We start from the raw sequence: 13,706 nt of genomic DNA on the forward strand, positions 1-13,706 counted from the left end.
CAAGCGGCTAATCAGCCGCTTTTTTTATGGCTGTGATAAAACCACCGGCCGGTTACCGATATACTGAGTGCTGTGACTACGAAGAAAAATGCTGTGGAGAAATAGCATGGATACATTACGAATTGGTCTGGTATCAGTATCGGACCGCGCATCGAGCGGCGTTTATCAGGACAAAGGAATTCCGGCGCTGGAAGAATGGCTGCAAAAAGCGCTGATTACGCCCTTTAAGCTGGAAAAAAAACTGATCCCTGACGAGCAGCCGCTGATTGAACAGGCGATTAGCGAACTGGTCGATGAAAGCGGTTGTCATCTGGTACTGACTACCGGGGGAACCGGGCCTGCGCGTCGTGATGTCACGCCGGATGCCACCCTGGCTGTGGCCGACCGGGAAATGCCCGGCTTTGGCGAACAGATGCGCCAGATCAGCCTGCACTTCGTGCCGACGGCGATTTTATCGCGTCAGGTTGGGGTGATTCGCAAACAGGCGTTGATCCTGAATTTACCCGGCCAGCCGAAATCCATTCAGGAAACGCTGGAAGGGCTGAAGGATGCGGACGGTAAAGTGATAGTTTCCGGCATTTTTGCCAGCGTGCCTTATTGTATCCAGTTACTCGACGGGCCCTATATTGAAACCCATGATGAGGTGGTAGCAGCTTTCCGTCCGAAAAGTGCCCGCCGCGATACAAAAAACTGAATACCGTTCCTTTTTGAAATTTAGCGATGTTAAGCGTCAGACACGACTGGTGTGAAAAATATTTGCCGATATAGTAATAATTACTTTACAAAAGGTGGCAAAAACCTTTCCATTTTTTCACTCTGGTGTCTGACGGTATCCTATGCAACACGCACAATCGCGCCGGTTGAACCGGCAGGACTTCAAAACGCTTTCCCTCGCTGCACTGGGCGGCGCCCTGGAATTTTACGACTTTATCATTTTTGTCTTCTTCGCTGCGGTGATAGGCGATCTCTTCTTCCCGGCCAATATGCCCGACTGGCTCCGTCAGGTTCAGACCTTTGGTATTTTTGCTGCCGGTTATCTGGCGCGTCCGCTGGGCGGCATTATCATGGCACACTTCGGGGATTTGGTCGGCCGTAAGCGCATGTTCAGTCTGAGCATTTTGCTGATGGCATTACCCACGCTGGCGATGGGGATGTTGCCAACATACGCCTCGATTGGCATGGCGGCTCCGCTGTTACTGTTGCTGATGCGCCTGTTACAAGGGGCAGCAATTGGCGGCGAAGTGCCGGGCGCATGGGTATTTGTCGCCGAACATGTACCGCGTAACCGCATCGGTTTCGCTTGCGGCACTCTCACAGCCGGTTTAACGCTGGGGATCCTGCTGGGTTCTCTGGTGGCAACTTTACTGAACACCAGCATGACACCAGCCGCCATCAGTCAGTACGGCTGGCGTATCCCGTTCTTCATAGGCGGAATTTTTGGTCTGATCGCGATGTATCTGCGCCGTTGGTTACAGGAAACGCCTGTCTTCATTGAAATGAAAACGCGTAAGGCGCTGGCGGAAGAACTACCCTTGAAAGCCGTCATTGCCAATCACAAAAAAGAAGTCGTGGTATCAATGCTGATGACCTGGCTGTTATCAGCGGGCATCGTGGTGGTGATCCTGATGACCCCCACCTGGTTGCAGAAGCAGTTCGGCATTCCGGCGGCAGCGGCATTACAGGCAAATTGTCTGGCCACCGTGGCGCTGATGTTCGGGTGCATTATTTCGGGCAGCATTGTTGATCGCCTCGGAGCCAGCAAAACCTTTATCTTCGGCAGCCTGTTCCTCGGGATTTGCAGCGCTGCTTTTTATCACATGGTCGCGGCAGACGCCTCAGTGCTGATGGGCATGTATGCGCTGGCAGGGCTAAGCGTGGGCGTAGTTGGCGCCGTACCTTACGTGATGGTGCGGGCGTTTCCGGCGGAAGTCCGTTTTACCGGCATCTCTTTTTCATACAATGTGGCCTACGCGATTTTCGGTGGTCTGACGCCCGTCTTTGTCACATTGTTCATGCGCCTGACACCGATGGCTCCCGCCTGGTATGTGCTGGCTTTGTCGGCGATTGGCTTGCTGACCGGTCTTTATCTCAGCCGTGATTTGGACAGCGAAACGACCCGCACAGCGAAATTTTCCGAGGGTGCCGCTTCCGGCCAGTGATTGGATTTTATGTCTAAAAAGCCCTGCTGCAATGCAGGGCTTTTTGCGCGTGGCTGAGGGCACTTATGCCACAACAGCGTCAACTTGCGGAGCGTGGTTTTTTGGCTCACCGACTGGCAAAACAGTACGGCCATATTGCTCGTTCAGCACTTCGGCCATCGCCAGGTAAATCGCGCTGGCGCCGCAGAAGATGCCTTCAAAGCCAGCAAAATGCAGAACAGCAGCATTCCCGGTCATATTTCCATAGCAAAGCAGGGCGAACAAAATCGTCAGACTGCCAAAAACAACCTGTATACCGCGGTTTGCTTTCAGGGTGCCAAAAAACATGAATAAGGTGAACACACCCCAGATGCCGAGATAAGCACCGAGGAAAGCTTCGCTACTGGCATCGGCCATGCCCATGCGCGGTAGCATTAAGATGCCGACCAGGCTTAACCAGAACGCGCCATAAGAAGTGAATGCGGTGGTACCGAACGTATTCCCTTTTTTAAATTCCATCATCCCGGCAAGAATTTGAATCAAACCACCATAAAAAATCCCCATACTGACAATGACTGCGGTCAGAGGGAAAAAACCTGCGTTGTGTAAATTTAATAAGATTGTGGTCATACCAAATCCCATCAGCCCGAGCGGGCCTGGATTTGCCAACGTTTTGCTGTGCATAGATCCTCTGTATCGGAATTATTATTAATTGATAATCGGGGGAAGAAACGCTTGGGAAATGGGCAAAAAACCCACATATCGTAGAAGCGCGCGGCATCATAAGGAGGGTTGCGTCAGCAAACATTGATCTGGCGTAACAGCAATTGAAGATTTTTTTTCACTTTGCCCCTTGATGCTGAGCGGCATGGCCCCATCTTATTCCCAACCGCAGTTGTTACCGTCGGGAAATCCGTTAAATGGGGCTGTTGAAATCGTAAAGATCGGCCACATATACAGTAGCAACCTGAACGAATATGAATTTAAGTGGAGACGTTTTAGATGGGTAAAATTATTGGGATCGACCTGGGCACCACCAACTCTTGTGTAGCTATCATGGATGGCACGACTGCTCGTGTACTGGAGAATGCTGAAGGCGACCGCACCACTCCTTCCATCATCGCTTATGCGGCAGATGGCGAGACTCTGGTAGGTTCTCCGGCTAAACGTCAGGCTGTGACTAACCCGCAGAATACCTTGTTTGCGATCAAGCGCCTGATTGGCCGTCGCTTCCAGGATGAAGAAGTACAACGTGATAAAGGCATCATGCCTTACCAGATCGTAAGCGCTGACAATGGCGATGCGTGGATCGACGTTAAAGGTCAAAGAATCGCACCGCCGCAGATCTCTGCCGAAGTGTTGAAGAAAATGAAGAAAACCGCTGAAGATTATCTGGGCGAACCGGTAACTGAAGCTGTTATCACCGTACCTGCTTACTTCAACGATGCTCAGCGTCAGGCAACGAAAGACGCTGGCCGTATCGCAGGTCTGGAAGTCAAACGTATCATCAACGAACCGACTGCTGCAGCACTGGCGTATGGTCTGGATCGCGAAATCGGCAACCGTACTATCGCGGTATATGACCTGGGTGGTGGTACTTTCGATATCTCTATTATCGAAATTGATGAAGTTGACGGTGAAAAAACCTTTGAAGTACTGGCGACCAACGGTGACACTCACCTTGGTGGTGAAGACTTCGATAGCCGTATGATCAACTATCTGGTTGAAGAATTTAAGAAAGAGCAAGGCATGGATCTGCGTAACGATCCACTGGCGATGCAACGTCTGAAAGAAGCCGCTGAAAAAGCGAAGATTGAATTGTCTTCTGCTCAGCAAACTGACGTGAACCTGCCGTACATCACTGCTGATGCGACAGGCCCTAAACACATGAACATCAAAGTGACCCGTGCAAAACTGGAATCTTTGGTAGAAGACCTGGTTAACCGTTCTATCGAACCACTGAAAGTGGCGCTGAAAGACGCAGGTCTGTCAGTTTCTGATATTCAGGACGTTATCCTGGTGGGTGGTCAGACCCGTATGCCAATGGTTCAGAAGAAAGTTGCAGATTTCTTCGGTAAAGAACCACGTAAAGACGTGAACCCGGACGAAGCTGTGGCAATCGGTGCAGCGGTTCAGGGTGGTGTATTGGCAGGTGATGTGAAAGATGTTCTGCTGCTGGATGTAACGCCGTTGTCTCTGGGTATCGAGACCATGGGCAGCGTGATGACTCCGCTTATTACCAAAAACACCACTATCCCGACTAAACACAGCCAGGTGTTCTCTACTGCGGAAGACAACCAGTCTGCAGTCACCATCCATGTGTTGCAGGGTGAACGTAAGCGTGCAAGTGATAACAAATCTCTGGGTCAATTCAACCTGGACGGTATTCAGGCAGCACCACGCGGTCAGGCTCAGATCGAAGTCACCTTCGACCTTGATGCCGACGGTATCCTGCATGTGTCTGCGAAAGACAAAAATACCGGCCGTGAGCAGAAGATCACCATCAAGGCATCTTCTGGTCTGAGCGAAGAAGAAATCCAGAAAATGGTTAATGATGCTGAAGCCAATGCCGAATCTGACCGTAAGTTTGAAGAACTGGTTCAGACCCGCAACCAGGCGGATCATCTGATCCACGGTACCCGTAAGCAACTGGAAGAAGCGGGCGACAAACTGCCAGCTGAAGACAAAACTGCCGTAGAAGAAGCCCTGAAAGCACTGGAAGTGTCTGCTAAAGGTGAAGATAAGGCTGATATCGAAGCGAAAATCCAGGCGCTGGTACAGGTTTCCGGCAAACTGATGGAAATGGCTCAGCAGCAAGGCCAGGCAGAAGGCGGCGACACCAGCGCGCAGAAAGATGATGACGTTGTTGACGCTGAATTCGAAGAAGTTAAAGACAAAAAATAATCGCCCTTAAGCGGGCACAGTAAGAAGCTTTACTGATAACCAGCACGGGCGTCGAGGAAACTCTACGCCCGTGCACGCATGTTGAGGGTAGGTTAAAGCATGGCGAAGCAAGATTATTACGAGATTTTAGGCGTATCCAAAACAGCGGATGAGCGTGAAATCAAAAAGGCTTATAAGCGTCTGGCGATGAAACATCACCCTGACCGTAATCAGGGCGATAAAGAATCGGAAAGTAAATTCAAAGAAATTAAAGAAGCTTATGAAATTCTGACCGATGCGCAAAAGCGTGCGGCCTATGACCAGTACGGTCATGCAGCCTTTGAGCAAGGTGGCATGGGCGGTGGTGGCGGTGGCTACGGCGGCGGTGCAGATTTCAGCGACATCTTTGGTGACGTCTTTGGCGACATCTTTGGCGGCGGTCGCCGTCAGCGTGCCAGCCGGGGTTCAGACCTGCGTTACAACATGGATCTGACTCTGGAAGAGGCCGTTCGTGGTGTCACCAAAGAAATCCGCATCCCGACACTGGATGAATGTGACGTTTGTCACGGCAGCGGCGCGAAAGCGGGTAGCTCTCCGGCCACCTGTCCGACCTGTCATGGTGCAGGCCAGGTTCAGATGCGTCAGGGCTTCTTCACAGTTCAGCAAGCGTGTCCGACCTGTCAGGGGCGCGGTAAAGTGATTAAAGATCCGTGCACAAAATGTCACGGACATGGTCGCGTAGAACGTTCAAAAACGCTGTCAGTGAAAATTCCTGCGGGTGTGGATACGGGCGACCGTATTCGTCTAGAAGGTGAAGGCGAAGCCGGTGAGCATGGTGCTCCGTCAGGGGACCTGTACGTCCAGGTTCAGGTTAAAGCGCACAAAATCTTTGAGCGCGAAGGTAATAACCTGTACTGCGAAGTACCAATCAACTTCGCCATGGCGGCACTGGGTGGCGAAATTGAAGTGCCAACGCTTGATGGTCGCGTGAGCCTGAAAATCCCGGCTGAAACGCAAACGGGGAAAATGTTCCGTATGCGCGGACGCGGCGTAAAATCTGTCCGTGGTGGTGCTCAGGGCGACCTGATGTGCCGTGTGGTGGTAGAAACTCCGGTCAGTCTGAACGAGAAGCAGAAGCAGTTGCTGCGGGATCTGGAAGAAAGTTTTGGCGGTGTTTCGGGTGAAAAAAACAGCCCGCGCTCCAAAAGCTTCCTCGACGGCGTGAAAAAGTTTTTTGATGATCTGACCCGCTAACCATTCGCTGGATACAGCGATGCAGAGCCAGACAACATCCCCGGCAGCGGTTAACGCGCCGGGGATTTTTTATGCATTCTGATGTAAAAAGGGAAATCCAATGCCTCGTAAAAAACGAGCTATAATGCAGAAATAATCGACTTTTTACGAAGTGATTGTTTGCGTACAATTCAGACATTCCATTGTGGTAAGCATTTTCTTGCCACGTTTTTTCTACAGGAGAATCAGGATGTCGAATATTATTCGTCAGTTTTTACGGATGGAAGCCGCCGGTGGTGTGGTGTTAATCATTGCAGCCATCGTGGCATTAATCATGGCGAACAGCCCGTTGCAGGGAGTTTATCAGGCGTTTCTCGATGTTCCCGTCACCTTACGTTTTTCCGAACTTCTGATCGACAAGCCACTTTTGCTGTGGATTAACGATGGCCTGATGGCGGTTTTCTTTCTGATGATTGGTCTGGAAGTAAAGCGGGAGATGTGTGAAGGTGCGCTGGCCAATCGCCAGCAGGCGATGTTTCCTGCCATTGCTGCGCTCGGTGGTATGGTTGTTCCGGCATTAATCTATTTACTGTTTAACGGCGGCGATGAAATCGCCCGTCAGGGGTGGGCTATTCCGGCAGCAACGGACATTGCGTTTGCGCTGGGTGTAATGGCGCTGCTGGGCTCGCGTGTACCAACCGGGTTAAAAGTATTCCTGCTGGCTCTGGCGATTATTGATGACCTGGGTGCCATTGTGATCATTGCTCTGTTTTATAGCCATGATGTGTCGATGATGGCGCTGGGTTTATCGGCGGTCTGCATCGCGGCCCTGGCTTTCCTGAACTGGCGCGGAGTAACAAAGCTGACGCCTTACCTGCTGATTGGTGCCGTATTCTGGGTCTGTGTGCTGAAATCAGGGATTCACGCGACACTGGCGGGTGTCATTCTTGGTTTCTTAATTCCGTTAAGGACCAAAGAGAATAAAAAATCACCGGCACGCCGTCTGGAACATGGGATCCATCCTTATGTTTCCTGGTTTATTTTGCCGATGTTCGCGTTCGCCAATGCCGGTATCTCATTGCAGGGCGTGACGGTCGCGGGTTCATTCTCAACATTACCCATGGGTATTGCTGCCGGGCTTGTGCTCGGTAAGCCGCTGGGTATTATGCTGTTCGGGGGGATCGCGTTGAAATCAGGAATGACACGTCTGTCATCCGGCATAACCTTTAGTCAGATTGCGGCAGTTTCCGTGCTGTGTGGCATCGGTTTCACTATGTCGATTTTCATCGGTTCTCTGGCTTTTGCAACGCTTGAACCCGCGCTGCTGACATATGCAAAAATGGGTATACTGATGGGTTCAGTCGCATCAGCGGTTCTGGGATACCTGCTCCTGAGCCGGGCCTTACCGAAGAAACGTACAGCATAATGCTGACTTTATACTTCAGGAAAGGGTGAAACCATGCCTCATATTAATTACAACCATTTGTATTATTTCTGGCACGTATGCAAATCAGGTTCAGTTGTAGGGGCGGCAGAAGCATTACATCTTACTCCGCAAACCATCACCGGACAGATTAAGTCTCTGGAAGAAAGGTTGGATGGCAAACTCTTCAAACGGCTGGGGCGGGGGCTGGTGCCTTCTGAACTGGGGCAACTGATTTACCGCTATGCCGATAAGATGTTCACTCTCAGTCAGGAAATGCTGGATATTGTGAATTACCGCAAAGAGGCGAGCCTGCTATTTGATGTAGGTGTGGCGGATGCGTTATCCAAACGACTGGTCAGCCGTGTGCTGGAAGCTGCGGTGCCGCCGGACAACGCACAAATTCACCTGCGCTGTTTTGAATCGACTCACGAAATGCTGCTTGAACAGCTGAGTCAGCATAAACTGGACATGATTTTGTCAGATTGCCCGGTGGATTCTACCCAGCAGGAAGGGTTGTTTTCGGTCAAACTGGGTGAAAGTCCGATCAGCTTCTTTTGTTGTAATCCGCCGTCAGGCATGGATTTTCCGGATTGCCTGGAGCATCGTCCATTACTCATCCCCGGCCGGCGTTCGATGCTGGGACGTAAGTTGCTTAACTGGTTTAATACGCAGGGGTTGAAGGTCAATATTCTTGGTGAGTTTGACGATGCCGCGCTGATGAAAGCGTTTGGAATGAACAACGATGCGATATTTGTCGCTCCGGCCGTTTATTCATCAACTGAATTTCAGGATGAGAAAATCGAGGAAGTCGGGCGCGTCGAAGGAATTATGGAAGAGTATTACGTGATTTTTGCCGAAAGAATGATTCAACATCCTTCTGTGCAGAGGATTTGTTACACCGACTTTTCAGCATTGTTTGAGTAGAAATTACTCAACTTTCAGATATAAAAAAACCGGCGTGAGCCGGCTTTTTTATCAAGCATTTCAGCGTAATGCGATTATTGCATTGCGTTGATTTGCGCAGTCAGGTTTGACTTATGACGCGCTGCTTTGTTTTTGTGGATCAGGCCTTTGCAAGACTGACGGTCCACGATTGGTTGCATTTCGTTAAATGCGTTTTGTGCAGCAGCTTTGTCGCCTGCTGCAATAGCCGCGTATACCTTCTTGATAAAGGTACGCATCATAGAACGACGGCTCGCGTTGTGCTTACGGCGTTTTTCTGACTGTACGGCGCGTTTCTTAGCTGATTTGATATTAGCCAAGGCCAACTCCCAAATATTTTTCTATTGATGAACAATTCAAAGGCCGAGGAATATGCCTTTTCGGTCTTCTTTTGTCAACGGATTTGTGCAAATAAGCGGCGTTTTAAAGAGTGAACTTTACTCGTCGCTTGTTACGTTGTGATGGCGCAGGATTTTAACAGCTTCCGGCATCGGAATACAGTCTTTCGCGAGAAAAATCGACAGGAGAGTGTACAAACTGCCCACTACGGCCATTAACGCTTTGTTTATGCGAAAAGTCACGCATTCCCTGTATGCAACGAAAGATTTTCATCGCCACGCCGCCATTTGAACCGCAATATCTGCCGTATGCAAGAGAGAATGGTGTGATCCTGCTAATCGCTGGTTAACCTTGGAGGCTGTACAAGGTATAATCCGCCGATTTCCATCGTTATGAGTCAGCATTGGATTTGAGCCAGCTATGGAGCTAATTCGCGGAATACACAATATTCGGGCACGTCATCATGGGTGTGTGCTGACTATTGGCAATTTTGATGGTGTACACCGTGGCCACCAGGCCCTGATTGAACAGCTTAAGCTGGAAGGTCAACGTCTGGGACTGCCGGTGATGGTAATGATTTTTGAGCCCCAGCCTCTGGAACTGTTTGCCGGTGATAAAGCACCTGCACGCCTGACCAGTTTGCGCGATAAGGCCAAGTATCTGGCAGAGTGCGGCGTAGATTACCTTTTATGTGTTCGCTTCGAGCCACGGTTCGCAGCACACATGGCACAGGCATTTATCTCGCAGCTGCTGGTTGAAAAGCTGGGCGTCAGGTTCCTGACTGTCGGGGATGATTTCCGCTTTGGAGCCAGCCGTCTCGGGGATTTTGAGCTATTACAGAAGGCCGGTGAAGAATACGGTTTTGAAGTGATCAGCACGCAAACTTTCCGTGAAGGTGGGAACCGCATCAGCAGCACGGCGATCCGTAATGCGTTGCGTGACGATGATCTGGCGCTGGCCGAGAATTTACTGGGTCACCCGTTCAGCATCTCTGGCCGTGTCGTACACGGTGATAAACTCGGGCGTACTATCGGCTTCCCGACGGCGAACGTGCCGTTGAAGCGGGTCGTCTCTCCGGTGCGCGGTGTGTATGCAGTTGAAGTCTTAGGCCTCGGGCCTGAACCGTTGCCGGGCGTGGCGAACATTGGAATACGCCCGACAGTCGGTGGTGTGCGCAAGCAGTTGGAAGTGCACCTGCTCGACACCACATTAGATTTATACGGGCGCCACATTGATGTGGTGCTCCGCGCGAAATTGCGCAACGAACAGCGTTTCTCCTCGCTTGATGCTTTAAAGCAACAAATTGCGAACGATGAAGTGACGGCCCGTGAATTCTTTGGGTTAAAGACACTGCGCTAAACATGTACTGACAGGCCTGTAACAAAGCCTGGAATCCAGCCGAAAACGGAACCGAGAATCTATGAGTGACTACAAGAACACCCTGAATTTGCCGGAAACAGGGTTCCCGATGCGTGGCGATCTGGCCAAGCGTGAACCTGACATGCTGAAGAATTGGTATGACCAGGATCTGTACGGGATTATTCGTGCTGCCAAGAAAGGCAAGAAAACCTTTATTTTGCATGACGGCCCTCCGTATGCGAACGGCAGCATTCATATTGGTCACTCAGTCAATAAAATTCTTAAAGACATGATCGTTAAGTCCAAAGGGCTGGCGGGCTTTGATGCCCCGTATGTACCAGGCTGGGATTGTCATGGTCTGCCGATCGAGCTGAAAGTCGAACAACTGATCGGTAAGCCGGGTGAGAAAGTCACGGCAGCGGAATTTCGCGAAGCCTGCCGTAAATATGCAGCAGAACAGGTTGAAGGTCAGAAGAAAGACTTCATCCGTCTGGGCGTATTAGGTGACTGGGATCATCCGTACCTGACGATGGATTTCAAAACTGAAGCCAACATCATTCGTGCACTGGGTAAAATCATCGGTAACGGCCACCTGCACAAAGGGGCTAAGCCGGTTCACTGGTGTACAGATTGCGGTTCATCACTGGCAGAAGCAGAGGTTGAGTATTACGACAAAACCTCTCCTTCTATAGATGTTGCGTTCAACGCAACTGACGCCGCCGCTGTTGCCGCGAAATTTGGTGTATCAGCGTTTAATGGCCCGATTTCACTGGTAATCTGGACCACTACACCGTGGACCATGCCTGCTAACCGGGCTATTTCACTGAATCCGGAGTTTGCTTATCAGCTGGTTCAGGTGGAAGGTCAGTGTCTGATCCTGGCGACCGATCTGGTTGAAAGCGTCATGAAACGCGCCGGTATCGCAGAATGGACCGTGCTGGGCGAATGTAAAGGCGCAGATCTTGAGCTGTTGCGTTTCAAACACCCGTTCCTCGACTTCGATGTGCCGGCGATCCTTGGCGATCACGTGACGCTCGATGCCGGTACCGGTGCCGTGCATACCGCACCGGGTCACGGCCCGGATGACTTTGTCATCGGCCAGAAATACGGTCTGGAAGTCGCCAATCCGGTAGGGCCGAACGGTTGCTATCTGCCGGGCACTTACCCGACGCTGGACGGTAAATTCGTCTTTAAAGCCAATGACCTGATCGTTGAGTTGCTGCGTGAAAAAGGCGCATTGCTGCACGTTGAGAAAATCACGCACAGTTATCCGTGCTGCTGGCGTCACAAAACGCCAATCATCTTCCGCGCCACGCCACAATGGTTCATCAGCATGGATCAGAAGGGCCTGCGTCAGCAATCTCTGGAAGAGATCAAGGGCGTACAGTGGATCCCGGACTGGGGCCAGGCACGTATTGAAAACATGGTCGCTAACCGTCCTGACTGGTGTATCTCCCGTCAGCGTACCTGGGGTGTGCCGATGTCTCTGTTCGTCCATAAAGACACCGAGCAATTGCATCCGCGCAGTCTTGAGCTGATGGAAGAAGTGGCAAAACGTGTTGAAGTGGATGGCATTCAGGCGTGGTGGGATCTGAATCCGGAAGATATTCTGGGGGCTGACGCGGCTGAATACGTCAAAGTGCCGGATACGCTGGACGTCTGGTTTGACTCCGGTTCAACGCATTCTTCCGTCGTGGATGTGCGTCCTGAGTTCAACGGGCATTCTCCTGATTTGTATCTGGAAGGGTCTGACCAGCATCGCGGCTGGTTCATGTCTTCCCTGATGATTGCGACGGCAATGAAAGGCAAAGCGCCTTACAAGCAAGTGCTGACACACGGTTTCACCGTGGATGGTCAGGGCCGCAAAATGTCTAAATCCATCGGTAATACCATCGCTCCACAGGATGTGATGAACAAGCTGGGCGGCGATATTCTGCGTCTGTGGGTGGCGTCTACGGATTACACGGGCGAAATTGCCGTGTCCGACGAGATCCTGAAACGTGCTGCCGATTCTTACCGCCGTATCCGTAACACTGCGCGCTTCCTGCTGGCGAACCTTAACGGCTTCGATCCTGCGCTGCACAGCGTGGCGCCGGAAGATATGGTGGTGTTGGATCGCTGGGCTGTAGGGCGCGCTAAAGCTGCACAGGAAGAAATCATTGCCGCGTATGAAGCTTATGATTTCCACGGCGTCGTTCAGCGTCTGATGCAGTTCTGCTCGATCGAAATGGGTTCCTTCTACCTGGACATCATCAAAGATCGTCAGTACACCGCAAAAAGTGACAGCATTGCACGTCGCAGTTGCCAGACCGCGCTGTATCACATCAGCGAAGCACTGGTCCGCTGGATGGCACCGATCATGTCGTTCACTGCCGATGAAATCTGGGCTGAATTGCCGGGAAGCCGTGAGAAATTCGTCTTTACCGAAGAATGGTATGACGGTTTGTTCGGTCTGGCAGGAAATGAATCCATGAACGATGCGTTCTGGGATGAGCTGCTCAAAGTGCGTGGTGAAGTGAACAAAGTGATCGAGCAGGCGCGTGCTGATAAACGTCTTGGCGGTTCACTGGAAGCTGCTGTCACCCTGTTTGCTGATGACGCGCTGGCAACTGACCTGCGTTCTCTGGGCAATGAACTGCGCTTCGTGCTGCTGACATCAGGCGCGAAAGTCGCGGCGCTGTCAGAAGCTGACGATGCTGCTCAGCCAAGTGAATTGCTTAAGGGCCTGAAAATTGGTCTGGCGAAAGCGGAAGGCGATAAATGCCCGCGCTGCTGGCATTACACGACTGACGTTGGTCAGAACGCGGAACACAGCGACATCTGCGGTCGCTGTGTCACTAACATCGCCGGTGACGGCGAAGAGCGTAAGTTTGCATAATGAGTAAATCGATTTGTTCCACCGGACTCCGCTGGCTCTGGCTGGCGGTCGTGGTCATCATCGTGGATCTGGGCAGTAAGTTTCTCATTATGGGGAACTTCCAGCTCGGTGAATCCATGCCTTTGATCCCGTATTTAAACCTGTTCTACGCTCAGAATCATGGCGCTGCGTTTAGTTTCCTGGCTGATAAAGGCGGCTGGCAGCGCTGGTTCTTTGCGTTAATTGCGCTGGTGATTGTCGTGGCGCTGGTGGTGCTGATGTATCGCGGCAGCGCGAAGCAAAAGCTGAATAACATCGCTTTTGCGATGATCATCGGCGGGGCGCTGGGCAACTTATTTGATCGTTTGTATCACGGTTTTGTGGTCGATTTTATCGATTTTTATGTCGGTAACTGGCATTTCGCTACGTTCAATCTGGCCGACAGCTTTATCTGTGTCGGCGCAGCCATGGTGGTGTTGGAGGGTTTTCTGGCAAAACCCTCTGAAGCTACAAAGAGTAAAGGATAAGT

Annotated in this window: 11 protein-coding genes; 9 read left to right on the plus strand and 2 right to left on the minus strand. The window is 51.3% G+C overall.

What is annotated here, in order from left to right:
* Positions 1 to 106: 106 nt before the first annotated feature.
* Complete coding sequence (gene mog / locus J1781_RS14190; RefSeq protein ID WP_129953252.1) at positions 107 to 694, plus strand: molybdopterin adenylyltransferase; 588 nt, start codon at positions 107 to 109, stop codon at positions 692 to 694.
* A gap of 142 nt (positions 695 to 836) precedes the next feature.
* The gene (locus J1781_RS14195) at positions 837 to 2,159 is read left to right on the plus strand and encodes an MFS transporter (protein WP_217233782.1); all 1,323 of its coding nucleotides are present in this window, start codon (positions 837 to 839) and stop codon (positions 2,157 to 2,159) included.
* Between the two features lie 63 nt (positions 2,160 to 2,222).
* Here the strand turns inward: J1781_RS14195 and satP are convergent, their stop codons facing one another.
* Positions 2,223 to 2,822, minus strand: coding sequence for an acetate uptake transporter (gene satP / locus J1781_RS14200; RefSeq protein WP_129953250.1), 600 nt, complete (start codon positions 2,820 to 2,822; stop codon positions 2,223 to 2,225).
* Positions 2,823 to 3,140: 318 nt separating this feature from the next.
* Between satP and dnaK the strand changes: the two genes are divergently transcribed.
* From dnaK to nhaR, 4 genes are all read left to right on the plus strand, one after another.
* The gene (gene dnaK, locus J1781_RS14205; protein WP_129991300.1) at positions 3,141 to 5,042 is read left to right on the plus strand and encodes a molecular chaperone DnaK; all 1,902 of its coding nucleotides are present in this window, start codon (positions 3,141 to 3,143) and stop codon (positions 5,040 to 5,042) included.
* A 99-nt stretch (positions 5,043 to 5,141) separates the two neighbouring features.
* Entirely contained in the window at positions 5,142 to 6,275 is a 1,134-nt protein-coding gene (dnaJ, locus tag J1781_RS14210; protein WP_047605755.1) for a molecular chaperone DnaJ, read from the plus strand.
* 229 nt (positions 6,276 to 6,504) lie between these two features.
* The gene (nhaA, locus tag J1781_RS14215; protein WP_129953248.1) at positions 6,505 to 7,680 is read left to right on the plus strand and encodes a Na+/H+ antiporter NhaA; all 1,176 of its coding nucleotides are present in this window, start codon (positions 6,505 to 6,507) and stop codon (positions 7,678 to 7,680) included.
* Between the two features lie 33 nt (positions 7,681 to 7,713).
* Entirely contained in the window at positions 7,714 to 8,604 is an 891-nt protein-coding gene (gene nhaR, locus J1781_RS14220; RefSeq protein WP_129953247.1) for a transcriptional activator NhaR, read from the plus strand.
* A gap of 74 nt (positions 8,605 to 8,678) precedes the next feature.
* Here nhaR and rpsT read toward each other — a convergent pair whose 3' ends face one another.
* The gene (gene rpsT, locus J1781_RS14225) at positions 8,679 to 8,942 is read right to left on the minus strand and encodes a 30S ribosomal protein S20 (protein WP_013577064.1); all 264 of its coding nucleotides are present in this window, start codon (positions 8,940 to 8,942) and stop codon (positions 8,679 to 8,681) included.
* 439 nt (positions 8,943 to 9,381) lie between these two features.
* Between rpsT and ribF the strand changes: the two genes are divergently transcribed.
* The 3 genes from ribF (at position 9,382) to lspA (ending at position 13,704) form a co-directional block, all read left to right on the plus strand.
* Positions 9,382 to 10,320, plus strand: a complete 939-nt coding sequence (gene ribF / locus J1781_RS14230; protein ID WP_129953246.1) for a bifunctional riboflavin kinase/FAD synthetase — start codon at positions 9,382 to 9,384, stop codon at positions 10,318 to 10,320.
* 61 nt (positions 10,321 to 10,381) lie between these two features.
* The gene (gene ileS / locus J1781_RS14235) at positions 10,382 to 13,198 is read left to right on the plus strand and encodes an isoleucine--tRNA ligase (RefSeq protein WP_129953245.1); all 2,817 of its coding nucleotides are present in this window, start codon (positions 10,382 to 10,384) and stop codon (positions 13,196 to 13,198) included.
* Positions 13,198 to 13,704: a signal peptidase II gene (gene lspA, locus J1781_RS14240; protein ID WP_015698717.1), complete on the plus strand. Its 507-nt coding sequence runs from the start codon at positions 13,198 to 13,200 to the stop codon at positions 13,702 to 13,704. The genes ileS and lspA overlap by 1 nt, the downstream gene beginning before the upstream one ends.
* Positions 13,705 to 13,706 lie beyond the last annotated feature (2 nt).

The sequence above is a fragment of the Rahnella perminowiae genome (genome assembly GCF_019049695.1).
In the GTDB taxonomy this organism is placed as follows: domain Bacteria; phylum Pseudomonadota; class Gammaproteobacteria; order Enterobacterales; family Enterobacteriaceae; genus Rahnella; species Rahnella perminowiae.